16 protein-coding genes and 1 tRNA gene are annotated in these 17,674 nt (G+C 72.6%); 10 read left to right on the forward strand and 7 right to left on the reverse strand.

Annotation, left to right across the window (positions count from 1 at the left end):
• Positions 1-126: 126 nt before the first annotated feature.
• Both ACWGB8_RS22355 and ACWGB8_RS22360 read left to right on the forward strand, forming a co-directional pair.
• On the forward strand, positions 127-777 hold the full coding sequence (locus tag ACWGB8_RS22355; protein WP_452215321.1) for a response regulator: 651 nt from the start codon (positions 127-129) through the stop codon (positions 775-777).
• The gene (locus tag ACWGB8_RS22360; protein ID WP_452215307.1) at positions 774-1,928 is read left to right on the forward strand and encodes a sensor histidine kinase; all 1,155 of its coding nucleotides are present in this window, start codon (positions 774-776) and stop codon (positions 1,926-1,928) included. Before ACWGB8_RS22355 ends, ACWGB8_RS22360 begins: the two co-directional genes overlap by 4 nt.
• A gap of 116 nt (positions 1,929-2,044) precedes the next feature.
• On the opposite strand, the gene ACWGB8_RS22365 is transcribed toward ACWGB8_RS22360, so the two are convergent.
• Positions 2,045-2,128 (reverse strand) — tRNA-Leu (locus ACWGB8_RS22365).
• Between the two features lie 414 nt (positions 2,129-2,542).
• On the opposite strand from ACWGB8_RS22365, the gene ACWGB8_RS22370 reads away from it, so the two are divergent.
• The 6 genes from ACWGB8_RS22370 to pknB all read left to right on the forward strand — a co-directional run bounded on the left by ACWGB8_RS22370 (position 2,543) and on the right by pknB (position 11,114).
• Positions 2,543-3,445: an FhaA domain-containing protein gene (locus tag ACWGB8_RS22370; protein WP_452215308.1), complete on the forward strand. Its 903-nt coding sequence runs from the start codon at positions 2,543-2,545 to the stop codon at positions 3,443-3,445.
• Positions 3,446-3,456: 11 nt separating this feature from the next.
• Complete coding sequence (locus ACWGB8_RS22375; RefSeq protein WP_452215309.1) at positions 3,457-4,002, forward strand: FHA domain-containing protein FhaB/FipA; 546 nt, start codon at positions 3,457-3,459, stop codon at positions 4,000-4,002.
• Positions 4,003-4,055: 53 nt separating this feature from the next.
• Positions 4,056-5,711, forward strand: a complete 1,656-nt coding sequence (locus ACWGB8_RS22380; protein WP_452215310.1) for a protein phosphatase 2C domain-containing protein — start codon at positions 4,056-4,058, stop codon at positions 5,709-5,711.
• A 118-nt stretch (positions 5,712-5,829) separates the two neighbouring features.
• Complete coding sequence (locus ACWGB8_RS22385) at positions 5,830-7,275, forward strand: FtsW/RodA/SpoVE family cell cycle protein (RefSeq protein ID WP_452215322.1); 1,446 nt, start codon at positions 5,830-5,832, stop codon at positions 7,273-7,275.
• On the forward strand, positions 7,272-8,735 hold the full coding sequence (locus ACWGB8_RS22390) for a peptidoglycan D,D-transpeptidase FtsI family protein (protein WP_452215311.1): 1,464 nt from the start codon (positions 7,272-7,274) through the stop codon (positions 8,733-8,735). Before ACWGB8_RS22385 ends, ACWGB8_RS22390 begins: the two co-directional genes overlap by 4 nt.
• A gap of 261 nt (positions 8,736-8,996) precedes the next feature.
• Positions 8,997-11,114, forward strand: a complete 2,118-nt coding sequence (gene pknB, locus ACWGB8_RS22395; RefSeq protein ID WP_452215312.1) for a Stk1 family PASTA domain-containing Ser/Thr kinase — start codon at positions 8,997-8,999, stop codon at positions 11,112-11,114.
• An 88-nt stretch (positions 11,115-11,202) separates the two neighbouring features.
• Here the strand turns inward: pknB and ACWGB8_RS22400 are convergent, their stop codons facing one another.
• From ACWGB8_RS22400 to ACWGB8_RS22420, 5 genes are all read right to left on the reverse strand, one after another.
• Entirely contained in the window at positions 11,203-12,009 is an 807-nt protein-coding gene (locus ACWGB8_RS22400) for a class E sortase (RefSeq protein WP_452215313.1), read from the reverse strand.
• A gap of 28 nt (positions 12,010-12,037) precedes the next feature.
• Positions 12,038-13,093 carry a class E sortase gene (locus ACWGB8_RS22405; RefSeq protein WP_452215314.1) on the reverse strand — a complete coding sequence of 352 codons (1,056 nt, stop codon included), beginning with the start codon at positions 13,091-13,093 and terminating at the stop codon, positions 12,038-12,040.
• Positions 13,094-13,098: 5 nt separating this feature from the next.
• The gene (locus ACWGB8_RS22410) at positions 13,099-13,749 is read right to left on the reverse strand and encodes an aminodeoxychorismate/anthranilate synthase component II (protein WP_452215315.1); all 651 of its coding nucleotides are present in this window, start codon (positions 13,747-13,749) and stop codon (positions 13,099-13,101) included.
• Positions 13,750-13,804: 55 nt separating this feature from the next.
• Positions 13,805-13,993, reverse strand: a complete 189-nt coding sequence (locus tag ACWGB8_RS22415; RefSeq protein WP_452215316.1) for a hypothetical protein — start codon at positions 13,991-13,993, stop codon at positions 13,805-13,807.
• 127 nt (positions 13,994-14,120) lie between these two features.
• Positions 14,121-14,882 carry a DUF881 domain-containing protein gene (locus ACWGB8_RS22420; RefSeq protein ID WP_452215317.1) on the reverse strand — a complete coding sequence of 254 codons (762 nt, stop codon included), beginning with the start codon at positions 14,880-14,882 and terminating at the stop codon, positions 14,121-14,123.
• Positions 14,883-15,041: 159 nt separating this feature from the next.
• Between ACWGB8_RS22420 and crgA the strand changes: the two genes are divergently transcribed.
• Positions 15,042-15,290 carry a cell division protein CrgA gene (gene crgA / locus ACWGB8_RS22425; RefSeq protein WP_452215318.1) on the forward strand — a complete coding sequence of 83 codons (249 nt, stop codon included), beginning with the start codon at positions 15,042-15,044 and terminating at the stop codon, positions 15,288-15,290.
• Positions 15,291-15,659: 369 nt separating this feature from the next.
• On the opposite strand, the gene ACWGB8_RS22430 is transcribed toward crgA, so the two are convergent.
• Positions 15,660-16,592, reverse strand: coding sequence for a rhomboid family intramembrane serine protease (locus ACWGB8_RS22430; RefSeq protein ID WP_452215323.1), 933 nt, complete (start codon positions 16,590-16,592; stop codon positions 15,660-15,662).
• 208 nt (positions 16,593-16,800) lie between these two features.
• On the opposite strand from ACWGB8_RS22430, the gene ACWGB8_RS22435 reads away from it, so the two are divergent.
• Positions 16,801-17,628, forward strand: coding sequence for a DUF5324 family protein (locus ACWGB8_RS22435; RefSeq protein WP_452215319.1), 828 nt, complete (start codon positions 16,801-16,803; stop codon positions 17,626-17,628).
• The last annotated feature ends 46 nt before the right edge of the window (positions 17,629-17,674 follow it).

A 17,674-nucleotide genomic window follows, 5' to 3' on the forward strand; every position in this document is an offset into this window, starting at 1 on the left:
TGGGCCCCCGACCTCCGGCGGCCCCGTCCGACCCGGCCGCTCCGGAGGCCCTAGGCTCGAATCACCCAGCGGCCCCCACCCGGCCGCCCGAACCGAGGAGGGACCATCACCCCCACCCGTGTGCTGATCGTGGACGACGAGATCCTGGTCCGGTCCGGCCTCGGGCTCATCGTCGGCTCCGCCCCCGACCTGGAGGTGGTCGGCGACTGCTCCGGCGGCCAGGCGGAGGAGTACGTCCGCCGGCTGCGCCCGCACGTGGTGCTGCTCGACATCCGGATGCCCGACCTCGACGGCATCTCGGTGCTCCGCCGGCTGCGCGCCCTGCCCGAACCGCCGGCCGTGGCGATGCTCACCACCTTCGACACCGACGAGTACATCGGCACCGCCCTGCGCGGCGGCGCGACCGGCTTCCTGCTCAAGGACACCGCCCCGGACCAGCTGGTGCACGCCGTCCGGGTGCTGGCGGCCGGCGGCAACATCCTCTCGCCCACCGTCACCCGCACCGTCATCGGCGGCTACGTGGACGGCGGCGGCCCCGACGCCGAGGCGTCCACACTCGCCCGCACCCTGACCGGCCGCGAACTGGACGTCCTGGCCCTGCTCGGCGAGGGCCTGTCCAACGCCGAGATCGCCGACCGGCTGTTCCTCGGCACCGGCACCGTCAAGGACCACATCAGCGCCATCCTGGGCAAGCTCGGCGCCGCCAACCGGGTGCAGGCCGCCGTGATCGCCCACCGGGCGGGCCTGGTCCGCCCGAAGCCGCAAGACCGGGCATGACCCCGGCCGACCCCGAGCTCGACCCCGCCCCCGGGCGGCCCCGCCCGTGGTGGACCGCGCCCTGGCTGATGCTGGTGCTGCCCGCCGCCTACTCCCTGCTGGACGCGGCGCTGGTCGCCCGGGACGCCCCGTGGTGGCAGGTCTGCCTGTCGGTGCTGGCCGCCGTGGTGCTGCTCTGGCGGCGGCGCTTCCCGGTGACGGTGCTGCTGCTCACCATGCCCGGCAGCTACCTGGACGACATCTGGCTGGCCCCGATCACCGCCGTCTACACGGTGGCCGCCGAACGCCCCGAGCGCCGCGTCGTGGTGCCCTGCGCCGTGCTGTTCGCCCTGGTCGAGTTCTTCCACTGGCCGATCCCCGAGGAGATCTTCGAGCTCAGCCGGGAGACCGCGCTCTACGCCATCCAGTGCGTGATGCTGGCCGCCGGCCCGGCCGCCACCGGTCTGCTCGCCCGCACCCGGCGGGAGCTGGCCACCCGGCTGGACGAGCTGACCCGCCACCAGGAGCGGGAGAGCCGGCTGCTGGCCGAGCGGGTGCTGGTCAGCGAGCGCGGACGGCTGGCCCGCGAGATGCACGACGTGGTCTCCCACCAGGTCAGCCTGATCAGCATCCAGGCCGGCGCGCTCCAGGTGTCCACCGCCGACCCGGCCGCCGCCGCGACCGCCCGCACCATCCGCGAGCTGTCCGTCCGCACCCTGCAGGAGCTGCGCCAGATGGTCGGCGTGCTGCGCGCCGCCGGCCACCGCCCGGGGGCGCCGCTCGCCCCGCAGCCCACCCTGGCCGACCTGCCCCGGCTGATCGCGGAGAGCGGGCTGGCCGCCGAGACCGAGCTCGACCCGGGCGACGCCCCCTGGTCCGAGGCCGTCGAGCGGGCCGCCTACCGGACGGTCCAGGAGGCGCTGACCAACATCACCAAGTACGCACCGCAGTCCGAGGTCCGGGTCCGGGTGCTGGCCCGGGGCCGCCGGCTGGTGGTCGGGGTGCGCAACGGGCCGCCGCCGGTCGCGCCGGCCGAGACCCTGCCCGGCGGCGGGCACGGGCTGGTCGGCCTGCGCGAGCGCGCCCAGCTGCTCGGCGGCACCCTGAGCGCGGGCCCCACCCCGGACGGCGGCTACGAGGTCCGCGCCGAGCTCCCGGCCCACCGGGTCTGACCGCCGCCGCGTTCGTCCGCGCCCGGCGCACGGACGCACGGCGGGGCGCGCACGGTCGCGTCGCGGCCGGACAACGAGAAAGCCCCGCAGATCCGAAGATCTGCGGGGCTTCGCTGTGCGCGAGGGGGGAGTTGAACCCCCACGCCCTTTCGGGCACTGGAACCTGAATCCAGCGCGTCTGCCTATTCCGCCACCCGCGCATGGGTGTTTGTCGTAGTTGCCAGCCGACCGCCGCCCCGCTCGCTACCATGTGGCACTCGCGGTTCGCCGTTCCGCACCCTCTCGGGCGCCCCTTCCGACGTGGAAAACAGTAGCACGACCTGCGGGTGGGCTCCGAATCCGTTCCCCGGGGCGGCCGAGCGCATCCGAACGGCTGCCCGGCGAACAGGCGAGCGAGGGATGCGCCCCCCGTCCGGCGGGTAGCCCTGGCATGCTGCCGTGGGCAGCGGCGACCCCGTGTGGCCGATCCCACCCCCGGGCACCACACGGTCCGGGAACCGTACGGATGGGCCCGGCGTGGATACGATCAGTACGGAAGTACCGCAAGTAGGCGCGACCGGATTCCGCGGATCCGGCCGGCAGGCAGGCGAACGAACCCTGGAAGGGGGTGCCCCATGGGAGTGCTGAAGAAGTTCGAGCAGCGACTTGAGGGTCTCGTCAACGGCACCTTCGCGAAGGTGTTCAAGTCCGAGGTCCAGCCCGTGGAGATCGCCGGTGCGCTGCAGCGCGAGTGCGACAACAACGCGAGCATCTGGAACCGCGACCGCACCGTCGTGCCGAACGACTTCATCGTCGAGCTGAGCCCGCACGACTACGAGCGCCTGAGCCCCTACTCCGGCCAGCTGGGCAGCGAGCTCGCCGGCATGGTCCGCGAGTACGCCGACGCCCAGCGCTACAGCTTCATGGGCCCGCTCCAGGTGAACCTGGAGAAGGCCGACGACCTCGACACCGGCCTGTACCGGGTGCGCAGCCGCACCCTCGCCGCCGACGACCCCCAGCTCCAGGCCCAGCAGGCCGCCCCGCCGGCCCCGCAGCCGCACGGGCAGCCGCCGCAGGCCCAGCCCGGCTACGGCCGCCCGCCGGCCGCCAACGCCCCCGGCGCACCGTGGCAGCAGCAGGGCGCCGCCGGGTACGGCACGCCCCCGCCGCCCGCCGCGCCCCCCACCGTGCCCCCGGGCCCGCCCGCGCCCGCCGGCGGCAACGTGCGCCCGTTCCCCGGCGCCGGCCACGGCACCTCCGTGCGCCGCTGGATCGAGGTGAACGGCGCCCGGCACCAGATCACCGGGAACGCCTGCGTGCTCGGCCGCTCCACCGAGGCCGACGTGCGCATCGACGACCCCGGGGTCTCCCGCAAGCACGCCGAGATCCGGCCCGGAACCCCTTCGATGGTGCTCGACCTGGGGTCCACCAACGGCATCGTGGTGGACGGACAGCACACCCAGCGCGCTACGCTCCGCGACGGCTCGCGAATCGTCGTGGGCTCCACCACCATCGTCTACCGACAGGTCGAAGGGTAGAGCGGGCCACCATGTCAGAACTGACCCTGACGGTCATGCGGCTGGGATTCCTCGCCGTGCTGTGGCTGTTCGTGATCGTCGCGATCCAGGTGATCCGCAGTGATCTGTTCGGCACCCGGGTGAACCCGCGGTCCTCCCGCCGGGGCGCCGCCGCCGCGAGCACGGCCGCGCCCGCTCCGGCGGCCGCCGCGCCCGCCCGCACCGCGCAGCCGCAGCAGGGCGGCCCCGGGCCGCAGACCCAGGGCGGCGGACGCCGCCGGGGCGCCCCGACCCAGCTCGTCGTGGTGCAGGGCTCGCTGGCCGGGACCACCGTCGCGCTGCAGGGCCAGACCATCACGCTGGGCCGCGCGCACGACTCCACCATCGTGCTGGACGACGACTACGCGTCCTCCCGTCATGCCAGGATCTATCCGGATCAGACTGGGCAGTGGACGGTCGAGGATCTAGGCTCCACCAACGGCACCTATCTGGACCGGCAGCGCCTCACGGCGCCGACCCCGCTCCAGCCGGGCATGCCGATCCGTATCGGCAGGACCGTCATCGAACTGCGGAAGTAGTAGCGCATGAGGGACAGCATCCCGTCCATGACCCAGAGGGGGGCTCAGGTCGCATGACCCTGGTGCTGCGCTTCGCCGCCGGCTCCCACAAGGGACTGATCCGGGAGGGGAACGAGGACTCCGGCTATGCCGGCCCGCGGCTGCTCGCCGTGGCCGACGGCATGGGCGGGGCCGCGGCCGGTGAGGTCGCGTCCTCCGAGGTGCTCGGCTCGATCGTCCGCCTGGACGAGGACGTGCCGGGCGCCGACCTGCTGACCCTGCTGGGCGACGCCGTCCAGGGCGCCAACGACCGGCTCCGGCAGATGGTCGAGGAGGACCCGCAGCTGGAGGGCATGGGCTGCACCCTCACCGCGATGCTGTGGACCGGCCAGCGGATGGGCCTGGTGCACGTCGGCGACTCCCGCGCCTACCTGCTGCGGGACGGTTCGCTGGTGCAGATCACCCAGGACCACACCTGGGTGCAGCGGCTGGTCGACGAGGGCCGGATCACCCCGGAGGAGGCCGAGACCCACCCGCAGCGCTCGCTGCTGATGCGGGCGCTGGACGGCCGCGGCCAGGTCGAGCCCGACCTGTCGATCCGCGAGGTCCGGGCCGGCGACCGCTACCTGATCTGCTCCGACGGCCTCTCCGGCCCGGTCAGCCACCAGACCCTCCAGGACACCCTCGGGAGCTACTACTCCCCCGAGCAGACCGTGCAGGAGCTGATCCAGCTCGCGCTGCGCGGCGGCGGTCCGGACAACATCACCTGCATCGTGGCGGACGTCCTGGACGTCGGCGCCACCGACACCCTCAGCGGCCAGTTCAACGACGTCCCGGTGGTCGTCGGCGCGGTCGCCGACACCCCGCCGTCCTCGGCCGCCGCCGACCGGTCGATCCGCGACACCCCGGCCGGCCGGGCGGCCGGCCTCGGGCGCGGCCCGCAGGGCGCCTTCGGCCCCGCCGAGGGCTACGAGGGCGGCTACGGCGCCGCCGCCGCGTCCGGCTTCGGCCCCGCGGAGGGCTACCAGGACGGCGGCGGGTACGGCTCCGGCGATCCCGCGGTGTACGGCACCGAGGACTTCGACGACGAGGACCGCCCGAAGCGCAAGGGCAAGGCGCTCAAGCTGTCGCTGGTGGCGCTGGTCACCCTCGGCCTGCTCGGCGGCGCCGGCTTCTTCGGCTACCGCTGGACCCAGAGCCACTACTACGTGGGCGTGGACGGCGACAACGTCGCGGTCTTCCAGGGCATCAACCAGAGCCTGGCCGGCCTGAGCCTGTCCTCGGTGCACACCCGCTACAAGGACATCGAGGTCAAGTACCTCCCGCAGGACCAGCGCAGCAACCTCAACGGCACCATCGCGGCCAGCAGCCTGAGCGACGCCGACGGCAAGGCCAAGAAGCTCGGCGAGGAGGCCGGCTTCTGCAAGCGGGTCTCCGACGCACGCGCCGCCGGCCAGAGCGGTCAGCAGAACACCTCGCCCACCCCGGCCCCCAGCACCACCGTCGCCCCGGCCGGGTTCAAGGCGGCCAACTCGCCGACCCCCTCGGTCGGCGGCAAGGCGGCGCCGGGCACCCCGACCCCGGGCCAGACCCCGGTCACCCCGGGCCAGACGCCCGGCACGGCCGCACCCAGCCAGACCGCGGAGGCCCCGGCCACCGGCCAGCAGGGCGAGCTGCCCGGCCTGACCGAGGAGGAGCGCAAGAAGGCCGACTCCTGCCCCAAGCCGTGACGACCAGAGACAGGCCCGTGCGCGGGCCCGTCGGCCGGCAGGGAGCGGCCATCACGTGAGCACCTTCGACCTGAGCAGCGGCCCCAACAGCCAATCCGGCGAGCGCCGCCCCGGCGGCGTGCCCGGCGACCGCGCCTCGTCCCGGCGCCGGGGCAACACCACGATCTCCCCGCAGGGCGCCCCGAACCGGCGCAACACCGAGCTGGCCATGCTGGCCTTCGCGGTGCTGCTGCCGGTCCTCGCGTACGCCAACGTGGGCCTGGCGATGGACGGGTCGCTGCCGGCCGGCATGCTCGGCTACGGCCTGGGCATGGGGGCGCTCGCCCTCGTCGCGCACCTGCTGATGCGCCGCTTCGCGCCGTACGCGGACCCCCTGCTGCTGCCGCTGGCCACCCTGCTCAACGGCCTGGGCCTGGTGATGATCTGGCGCCTGGACAAGGCCGGGGGCCTGCTGCGGAACAACTTCCCCGCCGCCCCCAACCAGCTGATGTGGTCGGGTCTCGGCATCGCCTTCTTCCTCTGCGTGATGGTCTTCCTGAAGGACCACCGGATCCTGCAGCGCTACACGTACATCTCGATGGCGGTGGCCCTGGTGCTGCTCGCGGCGCCGGCCTTCTTCCCGGCCCGCGAAGAGGACTTCGGCGCCAAGATCTGGATCCGCTTCGGCACGTTCTCGATCCAGCCCGGCGAGTTCGCCAAGATCATCCTGACCGTCTTCTTCGCCGGCTACCTGATGGTCAAGCGGGACGCGCTGGCGCTGGCCAGCCGCCGCTTCATGGGGCTCTACCTCCCGCGCGGGCGCGACCTCGGTCCGATCATCGTGATCTGGCTGCTCAGCCTGCTGATCCTGATCTTCGAGAACGACCTCGGCTCCTCCTTCCTGTTCTTCGGCCTCTTCGTGGTGATGCTGTACGTCGCCACCGAGCGCACCAGCTGGATCGTCTTCGGCCTGCTGATGTCGATCGGCGGTGCGATCGCGGTCGCCTCGACGGCGAGCCACGTCAAGGTCCGCATCGACGCCTGGCTCCACCCGATGTCCGCCTTCGACTGCGCGGCGAAGGCCGCGGAAGCCGGGGTGGTGAGGAACTGCGGCAGTGACCAGATCGGCCAGGCCCTGATGGGCATGGGCTCCGGCGGGGTCACCGGCGAGGGGCTCGGCCAGGGCCGCTCCTGGCTGATCGGCTTCGCCGCCAAGAGCGACTTCATCCTCGGCTCGTTCGGCGAGGAGCTCGGTCTCTGCGGCCTGATGGCGATCTTCATGCTGTACGGCCTGATGGTCCAGCGCGGCCTGCGCACCGCCGTCGCCGCCCGCGACCCCTTCGGCAAGCTGTTCGCCGTCGGCCTCTCCTCGGCCCTGGCCCTCCAGGTCTTCGTGGTCGCCGGCGGTGTCACCGGCCTGATCCCGCTGACCGGTATGACCATGCCGTTCATGGCCCAGGGCGGATCCTCGGTGGTCGCCAACTGGGCGCTGATCGCCATCCTGCTGAAGATCAGCGACAGCGCCCGCCGGCCGGGGGCCGAACCCGCCCCGGCCACCGAGAACCAGGGGGGACCCGACCGATGAACAAGCCGATCCGCCGGGTCTCCATCTTCTGCCTGGTCCTGATCCTCGCCCTGATGGTGCGCACCAACTGGGTCCAGGGCGTCCAGGCCGAGTCCTGGGCGAGCAACAAGTACAACAAGCGCGAGACCTTCGACCGCTACGCCTACCCGCGCGGCAACATCATCGTCAGCGGCGAACGGGTCACCAACTCCGACTTCGTCAACGGCCTGCGCTACAAGTACAAGCGCTCCTGGGTCGACGGCCCGATGTACGCCCCGGTCACCGGCTACTCCTCGCAGTCCTTCGGCAGCAGCCAGCTGGAGTCCCTGCACGACGGCGTCCTGGCCGGCACCGACGACCGGCTGTTCTTCCGCAACACCCTGGACATGATCACCGGGGAGCAGAAGCGCGGCGGCGACGTCGTCACCACCATCGACGCCAAGGTCCAGAAGGCCGCGTACGAGGGCCTGGGCAACAAGAAGGGCGCCGTGGTCGCGCTCGACCCGCGCACCGGCGCCATCCTGGCCCTGGTCTCCACGCCGTCCTACGACCCCGGCACCTTCGCCGGCAGCGAGGGCGGCGACCAGAAGGCCTGGGCCGGCCTCCAGGCCGACCCGAACAAGCCGCTGCTCAACCGCGCGCTCCGGCAGACCTACCCGCCGGGCTCGACGTTCAAGCTGGTCACCGCCGCCGCCGCGTTCGAGAACGGCCTCTACAAGAACATCGACGACGTGACCGACACGCCGGAGCCGTACATCCTGCCGGGCACCAACTTCGAGCTGAAGAACGAGAGCCCGCACGAGGAGTGCGAGAACGCCACCCTCAAGTCGGGCATGGACCAGTCCTGCAACACCGTGTACGGCAAGATCGGCGCCGACCTCGGCAAGGACAAGATGCGGGAGCAGGCCGAGAAGTTCGGCTTCAACAAGACGGTCAACGTCCCGGTCCGGGCCGAGAACAGCGTCTTCCCCAGCAACTCCAGCAAGGACGGCACGGCCCTCGACTCGATCGGCCAGCACGACACCCGGGCCACCCCGCTGCAGGTCGCCATGGTCTCCGCAGCGATCGCCAACAACGGCGTCCTGATGGAGCCCTACCTGGTCGCCGAGGAGCGCTCGGCCACGCTGACCACCATCTCCAAGCACAGCGAGAAGCAGCTCGGCCAGCCGATCAGCCCGGCCACCGCGGCCAAGCTGCAGGAGATGATGGTCTCCGTCGTGGAGAGCCAGCGGGGCACCGGACGCAACGCCCGCATCCCCGGCCTGACCGTCGGCGGCAAGACCGGCACCGCCCAGCACGGCGAGAACAACGCCGGACTGCCGTACGCCTGGTTCACCTCGTTCGCCAAGGGCGCCGACGGCCGCACGGTCGCGGTGGCGGTCGTGGTCGAGGACGGCATGGAGAACCGCGACGGCATCAGCGGCGGCCGGCTCGCCGCCCCGATCGCCAAGCAGGTGATGCAGGCGGCGCTCGGGAAGTAGGTCGCCCGCGTCGCAAGTGCGGTGAATGTCACGATCGGCACCCCCGTCCCGATACCGGTCTGGTATCGGCCTGCGGCCGACTCCGAGCGCGAACGGTGCGACCGGTAGCGTATCCGCAAGCAGCGGGTGTGCCCGTTGTCCGCCCGCGGGCCTCGCGGGGCCCCGGCCGCAGAACCATCGCGGGCGGAGCGGCGTCACTCAGAGCGTGCGGGGACACCTACGTCACAACCTCACCGGCGGGTGAGGGAGAGGGTCGGAACTATGGAAGAGCCTCGTCGCCTAGGCGGCAGGTACGAGCTCGGCGGCGTCCTCGGACGCGGCGGCATGGCCGAGGTGTACCTCGCCCATGACACCCGGCTCGGCCGTTCCGTCGCAGTGAAGACGCTCCGGGCCGACATGGCCCGCGATCCGTCCTTCCAGGCCCGCTTCCGCCGCGAGGCGCAGTCGGCGGCCTCGCTGAACCACCCCGCGATCGTCGCCGTGTACGACACCGGCGAGGACTACATCGACGGCATCTCCATCCCGTACATCGTGATGGAGTACGTCGAGGGGTCCACCCTGCGCGAGCTGCTGCACTCCGGGCGGCGGCTGCTGCCCGAGCGCGCGCTGGAGATGACGATCGGCATCCTCCAGGCGCTGGAGTACTCGCACCGGGCGGGCATCGTCCACCGCGACATCAAGCCCGCCAACGTGATGCTGACCCGGCAGGGCAACGTCAAGGTCATGGACTTCGGCATCGCCCGCGCGATGGGCGACGCCGGCATGACGATGACGCAGACCTCGGCCGTCATCGGCACCGCCCAGTACCTCTCCCCGGAGCAGGCCAAGGGCGAGACCGTCGACGCCCGCTCCGACCTCTACTCCACCGGCTGCCTGCTCTACGAGCTGCTGACCGTCCGCCCGCCGTTCGTCGGCGACTCCCCGGTCGCGGTGGCGTACCAGCACGTCCGCGAGGAGGCCCAGCCGCCGTCGGTCTTCGACCCCGAGGTGCGCCCCGAGGTCGACGCGATCGTGCTCAAGGCCCTCGCCAAGGAGCGCGACTACCGCTACCAGAGCGCCGACGAGATGCGCGACGACATCGAGCGCTTCCTCGACGGCCTGCCGGTGGCCGCCGCCCAGCAGGCCGCGTACGGCATGGGCGCCGGCTACGGCTACGACCAGAACGGCTACCCGCAGCAGCACGACCCGTACGGCGCCACCAACGTGCTGCCGCAGCAGCCGGGCGGCGCCGGCGGGCCGACCACCGTCCTCCCGCAGGTGGGCGCGCAGCCCGGCTACGCCCAGCAGGGCGGCTACCAGGACGACGGCTACGGCCAGACCTACGGCGGCCAGGGCGGCGGTGGCGACGACGGCTACGGCCGCGCCGGCCGGCGCGGCGACCAGCCGCCGAAGAAGAGCAGCACCTCGTGGATCGTGCTCGGCGTCGCGGCCGTGCTGGTCCTGGTCGGCACCTTCTTCGTGGTCCAGGCGATGTTCAACAGCAACAGCGACAAGAGCGGCGGCGGGGCCAAGGTCACCGCGCCCAACCTGGTCGGCAAGACGCTGGCGGAGGCCAAGGCGGCCGTCCAGGCCGGCGGCGGCAAGCTGGTGGTGGCCGAGGGCGAGAAGATCGCCTGCCCGGACACCAACGTCAAGAAGGACCAGGTCTGCTCCCAGGACCCGCAGAACGGCAGCCCGGTCGCCGAGGCCGGGACCATCACCGTCCGGATCTCCTCGGGCCCGGCCAAGGCCAACATGCCGACCGTGACCGGCATGACCAAGGACGCCGCCATGAAGGCGCTCCAGGAGGCCGGCTTCACCAACGTGGGGCAGCCGGAGTACAAGGACGACGAAAGCGTTCCGCAGGAGCAGGTCCTCGCCCAGGACCCGGCGGCCGGCACCCCCGCCGACCCGCAGGCCAAGATCAAGCTGACCATCTCCCAGGGCAAGGCCAAGATCCAGGTCCCGGGCGTGGTCGGCAAGACCAAGGAGGAGGCGGAGGCCACCCTGCAGGGCCTGGGCTTCCAGGTCGACTCCTCCAAGACCACGGCGGCCACCGACCCGACCAAGGTGGGCACGGTCGCCTCGCAGTCCGTCCCGGCGAACAGCAAGGTCACCGCGAACACCAAGATCGTCCTGACGATCTACAAGGCGCAGGAGAAGCCGACCGTCCCGCCGCTGCAGAACGTACTCCTCAAGGACGCGAGCAAGCAGCTCAAGGACCTCAACCTGAACTACGCGGTGGTGCTCGGCCCGCAGGACCCGAACGCCGTGGTGATCAGCTCGATGCCCGGCGCCGGCACCACGATGGAGCCCGGTCAGACCGTCAACCTGATGACCAGGCCGGCCTCGAACGACAAGCCGGACTCGCCCTCCCCCACGCGGGGCGGCAACAACTGACGACAGGCCGAGGGGCCGTCCGCACACCGCGCGAGCGGGGCGGACGGCCCCTCGGCCGTTCCCGGGCGTTCCCCCGGCCGTTCCCGGCCTAGCGGCGCAGCTCCGGCGGCGGGGTGCGCTTCGCGTCCACGTCGTCGACCCGCACCAGGCTCCCCCAGACCGCCATCCGGTAGCGGGAGGTGTACACCGGGGTGCAGGTGGTCAGCGTGATGTAGCGCCCCGGCGCGGTGTACCCCGAGCCCTTGGGGACCGGCGCGACCACACCGGTGTCGTACTTGGAGGTCTCCGCCAGGGTGCTGTCGACCCGGTAGACGTACCACTTGTCCTTGGTCTCGACCACGATCGCGTCGCCCCGGCCGACCGCGTCCAGGTCGTGGAACTTGGCGCCGTGCCCGTCCCGGTGGGCGGCGAGCGCGAAGTTGCCGTTCGCCTCCCAGGGCATCGCCGAGCGGTACGGCTGCTCGTAGACCCCCGCGACGCCCTCGGCCAGGGTGCCGGGGTCGGTGCCCATCCGGATCAGCACCTGGTAGTCCCGGCCCATCGCCGGGACGTGCAGGAACCCGACCGCCTCGCCCGCCGCGTACGGCTTCACCGGCTCGCCGGACGGGGCCGGGACGCCCGGCGACGGGGGAGCGGCGGGCGCCGCGGCCGCCCAGGTCCCGCGCAGCGCGTCCGAGGCGCGGGCGGCCGAGCGGTCGGCCAGCACGTCGGTCCACCAGAGCGAGTACGCGACGAACAGGCCGAGCACCAGGCCGAGGGTGATCAGCAGCTCGCCGAAGACCCCCAGCGCGGCCAGCGCCCGCCCGCGGCGGCGCCGCACCGGCGCCGGCACCGGCGGGGGCGGGAACGCCTCCTCGGCCGGCTCGTCGGCCCGGTCCTCCGGCGTCCGGTTCACGTCCTGCCCCCTCCGTGGATCGCGGGTGTCACCCGGCCTTGAGCGCATCGGGTTTGCCCTGGCTGCGCGGCCGTTCCTCGATCATCTTGCCAAAGACGATCAACCGGTACTTGGAGCTGTACTCCGGGGTGCAGGTGGTCAGCGTGATGTAGCGCCCCGGGCCGCTGTACCCGGCGCCCTTCGGGACCGGCTGGATCACGCTGATGTTGGACGGCGGGGTCTCCGGGATGTTGCCGGTCACCTCGTAGGTGTAGTACGCGGTGGCGGTCTCCACGACGATCCGGTCGCCCTTGCCGAGCTGGTTGATCCGCCGGAACGGCTCGCCGTGGGTGTTGCGGTGCGCGGCGAGCGAGAAGTTGCCGGCCTTGTCCGCGGGCATGCCGGTACCGGAGTAGTGGCCGACCAGGCCGCGGTCGAGCACCTGGGACTTCGAGGTCCCCTCGGCGATCGGGAAGTTCTGGCCCAGCTTGGGCAGGTGGATGATCGCGAAGCCCTTGCCCGGCGCGAACGCCTCCGGCTTGGCCGGGTCCGGGTTCGGCTTCCCCGGCGCCGGCTGGGCCGCCGCCGCGTCGAACTCCTGCTCCAGCCGGTCCCTGGCCCCGTCGGCCACGCTGTTGGCCTGCACGTTGGTCCACCACAGCTGGTACGACACGAACAGCAGCATCACCACGCCGAGCGTGATGCACAGCTCGCCGACCGAGCGGGCGGCCACCACGAGGACCGACTCCTTGGGCCGCCCCCTCCCTCCGGCCTCCGCCCCGCGGCCGGCCCGGCGCCGGCCGGAGCCCGAACGCAGCCTGGTCCGGCCCTGGGCGGCCCGGCGCCGCTCGGCGCGCCCGCCGGTCGGCGGCGCGACGGTGTCCGCGGGCAGCTGCAGGATGCGCAGTTGCATCGTCTGGTCGGCCAGCCAGGGGTACTCGGGCAGCTCGTCGGGCCCGGCCGCGTCGTAGACGCCCCAGGTGTCGTCCGATCCGCCCACCGGGTGCGACCCGGCACCGTAGGGGGCCCGGCCGTGGCCCGCGGCCCCGTCGTACGGGTCCGCCGCGCCCGGCTGGTGGCGCCCCTCCGGGCGCACCGCGGTCACGCCGCTCAGCCCCGCCCGATCACCGGGGCGAGGCCGGCCGAGCGCCCCACCGCCTGTGCGTCGCCGCACTCGACGAGCCAGTTGGCGAGCATCCGGTGGCCGCCCTCGGTGAGCACCGACTCGGGGTGGAACTGCACGCCCTCGACCGCCAGCTCCCGGTGCCGCAGCCCCATGATCACGCCGCTCGCGGTGCGGGCGGTGACCACCAGCTCGTCCGGCACGGTGGCCGGCTCGACCGCGAGCGAGTGGTAGCGGGTCGCGATCAGCGGCGAGGGCAGGCCGGCGAACACGCCGCCGTCCTCGTGCTCGACCGGGGAGGTCTTGCCGTGCAGCAGTTCGGGCGCCCGGTCGACCACGGCGCCGTACGCGACCGCGATCGACTGCAGGCCGAGGCAGACGCCGAAGACCGGCAGCCCGATCCGCGCGCAGTGGTGGACCATCTCGATGCAGACCCCGGCCTCCTCGGGCGCACCCGGGCCGGGGGAGAGGAGCACCCCGTCGAAGCCGGTGTCGCCCGCGCGGCGCACCGCGTGCTCGACCGTCACCTCGTCGTTGCGCACCACCTCGCAGGTGGCACCGAGCTGGTAGAGGTACTGGACCAGGTTGAAGACGAAGCTGTCGTAGTTGTCGACGACCAGGATGCGGGGCGGGGTCATGCTCGGCTGTCTCCGGTGGGCTGCGGGAACTGGGTGGATGAGCAGGGCCGGGCGGTCAGCCGACGGCGCCTTCGCCGCCGCCGCCCTCACCGTCCACGGTGACGTCTCCGAAGGGGAGGAGCGGTTCCGCCCAGGGGAAGACGTAGGTGAACAGGAGGTAGACGATCCCCACCACGAGGAGCAGCGAGACGATGGCTCGGACCAGGGTGTTCCCCGGCAGGTGACGCCAGATCCAGCCGTACATGGTGCTCCCTCGAAGGTGAAAGGCTGGGGTCAAGAGTAGACCGGGTGACCGCGGCCCGAACGCCCCGCCGTCCGCTGTGCTACGCGCGCCGCGCGCCGGCCCCCGCCGCCGGCGGCCCGCCGTGCGGTCACTGCCCGTTGGCGGCCCGGAGGTCGGCCGTCCCGGTGTACCCGGGCAGCGCCAGGTCGCCGCTCTCCTGGACCTTCCAGCCGAGACCGTAGGCCTGGACGTACCCCAGGTAGTTGCGGATGGTCGGGTCGGCGTCGATCGAGGCCCGCAGCGCGCCGGTGCCGCCGACCGCCTTGACGACGTACGGCGGGGAGTAGACCCGGCCCTGGAGCAGCAGGGTGTTGCCGACGCAGCGGACGGCGCTGGTGGAGATCAGCCGCTGGTCCATCACCTGGACGCCCTCGGCGCCGCCCCGCCAGAGCGCGTTGACCACGGCCTGGATGTCCTGCTGGTGGATGACCAGGTCGTTGACGCCGGGCTCGGGCACCCCGGGGATGCGCGCGGTGGCGTTCGGCGGGGCGTCGTTGAGGGTGACGGTCAGCCCGGGCCCGGTCAGCGGCTGCAGCGCGGCGGCCTGCTGGAGGGTGCCGAGCCGGGCGGCCTCGTCCGGGCTCTGCCCCTGCTGCTCGGTGAGGTCCTGGGCGCGGGCCTGCAGATCGGCGAGCTGGGACTGCGACTGCTGGTTCTGCGAGCTGCGCTGGCGTATGACGTCGCTGAGGCTGAGCAGCGAGTCGTCGGTCCGCAGATCGGTGCCGCGGGCGGTCTGCGCGCTGATGTAGAAGAGCAGACCGGCGAGCGCGAAGACGGTGCAGGTCAGGGCACGGCCGACAATTCGGGTGCCGGACGGACGCGTGCGGGCCGACTGAGGGGGAATCGACAAATTAGGCACCGTACCCTTATCTCCTTCAGACCCGAAGAGCCACTACGCTAACGGACGCCGGTGGCATGTGCGGGCTCGGTCCACACAGGCTGCCACGCCCCGCCTCACCTCCGCTGGACCCCTGCGCGGTCTTACAGCGCATCGACAGGAGAGCTCCTCGTGCCGAAGTCTCGACTCCGCAAGAAGTCCGACTACACCCCGCCGACCGTGGCGACGGTGAAGATCAGCTCCGGGCGCAGCTGGGTCGCCCCGCTGATGCTGGCGCTGTTCCTGGTCGGGCTGGTGTGGATCGTCACCTACTACGTGACCAGCGGCAGCTGGCCGGTGGAGAGCTGGCGGAACTGGAACATCCTGGTGGGCTTCGGCTTCATCGCGGCGGGATTCGGCGTCTCCACCCAGTGGAAGTGACGCCCGGCCGCTGAAGGCCCGGGCGAATTCCCGAGCCGTCCCGGAGTGGGTTTCCGGGACGGCCCCGCGGCATGCCCGGCGGGGGTTGCGCGGGAATGCGGGCGGCCCGATATCCGGGCCGCACAGTCATACCGTCAGCTTGTCCACATGGTTATCCACACTGGGGAAAAGTGCCGCCATCCTGTGGATAACTTCTCCGTGGCACCCGGTGCACAGCCCGGCACTCCCCTGCTTCCGGAATTGAACCGCACAGCAGGACGCGCGTAGAACAGCCGTCCGGGGAGTGTCCGCCCAACCGCCTGTGCACAACCCGGCACCCGCTGTGGAAATCGGACGGCCCGAGCCCCGTCCGCCGGCCCGTCCACCCGCTCAGCCGCCGAAGCGGGCCATCCCCACCAGGACCGCCCCCAGCACCACCGCCAGCATCCCGGCCAGCGTCAGCGCCTGCACCGGGCCGCGGCGCTCGCGCGGCGCGTACATCAGCCCGATCGCCACCAGCGTCCCCGCGACCAGCCCGCCCAGGTGCGCCAGCCGGTCGATGCCGGGCACCGCGAAGGTGACGATCAGGTTGAACACCAGCAGGGCCACCACCGGGCCGAGCGGCGTCCTGGTCCGGCGGAACAGCACCCCGGTGGCACCGAAGAGTCCGAAGATCGCCCCGGACGCGCCCTGCGAGTTCATCAGGTCGCCGTTGACCAGGAAGGCCAGCGCGCTGCCGGCCAGCCCGGACACCAGGTAGAGCGCCAGGTAGCGGCTGCGGCCGAGCGCCCGCTCCAGGGACGGGCCGATCACCCAGAGCGCCAGCATGTTCATCACGATGTGCCAGACCGCGGTGTGCAGGAACACCGCCGAGACCAGCCGGTACCACTCGGACGGCCCGGCGGCGACGCCGTACGGGTACCCGGTGAACCGCGGGCTCGCGCTGAACAGCGACAGCTCGTCGGCGAGCGGCTTGCCGACGACGTACGCCGCCAGCAGGAAGACCGCCAGGTTGATGCCGATCAGGATCTTGGTGACCAGCGCGCCGTCGGCGCTCGGCTGGCCGCCGAATCGGGTGGTCGCCTTCCGCGCCTCGCGGTGCCCGCCGCTGACGCACTCCGGGCACTGGAAGCCCACCGAGGCGCTCACCATGCACTCCGGGCAGATCGGCCGGCCGCAGCGGGTGCAGCCGATCCCGGTCTCCTTCTCCGGGTGCCGGTAGCACCGCGCTAGCCCGGCCCCCTCGGGCCCAGGCGTCCGATCGGCCGGCGGCCTTGGCTCGTCCGGGAGCATCGGGTTCCCCTTCTCGCGCGTTCCGTCCATCATCCCACCACTCCCTTCCTACCCCGCCGCCGTCCGTCCGCCCCCCGCCGGGGGGCCGCGAACCCACCGCCGCCGCCGGGGACCGCGAACCCCGCCGCCCCGCGGCCGCCGGACGGCCCACCCCGACATGCCGCCGGACAAATCAGCATGCATGATCAGCATTCAGGTGGATATGTGCATAAAGGACGCCACCAGGAGGAGAGATCTCGTGACCCGTTTGGACTCAGCCCGAGACACCGCAGCCAACCTCGCGGACGGCGCGAAGCAGCGCCTGGGCCCCGCCCTGGACACGCTCGGACCGAAGGCCTCCCAGGCCGCTCACAGCGTCCGCGTCCAGTACGACAAGCACATCGCCCCTCAGCTCGGCCACGCCTTCGCCAGCCTGCCGCCGGAGGCCCAGCAGAACGCCCTGAAGGCCCTCCACCGCACCCAGGAGGCCGCCCTGGCCGCCAAGCTCTCGGCCAACCGCGCCGCGACCCAGGCCAGGACCACCGTGGGCCCGCGGGTGTCCCAGGCCGTCGACGACGCCCGGGCCGCCGTCCTCCCGGTCGCCCAGGAGGCCCAGACCCGCGGGGCCGCCGCCCTGACCGCCCTGCACGGCCACGTCACGGCCGCCGAGATCAGCGACCTCGCCGCCAAGAACCTCAAGAAGGAGCAGCACAACAGCTGGGCCACCGGCCTCGCCGTCGCGGGCGTGGTGGCGATCGGCAGCGGTGTCGTGGCCTGGCAGTGGTGGCGGCGCCAGAGCAACCCCGAGTGGCTGGTCGAGCCGCCGACCGGTGCAAACCCCGGCGACCCCGCCGACGGGGCGCAGCACCGCCGCTCCGGCTCCCACGCCGCCGGGTCCTCCACAGCGCCCGTCAACGGCTCCCCCACGGCCTCCTCGGGCCCCGCAGCGGACGATCTCCGGCCGGACGAGGGGGACGCCGCCCACGAGGCCGACGCGTCCGCCCCCAAGCCCGGCCCGCCGCCCGGCAAGCCCGGCTCCGACGGGGACGACCGCCCGAAGCCGCACGACCCCCGCAAGCCGCACTGAGCACCCGGCGCGCAAACGGCGATCGGCCGCCGACCCTGATCAGGGT

This window comes from Kitasatospora sp. NPDC054939, assembly GCF_053610105.1.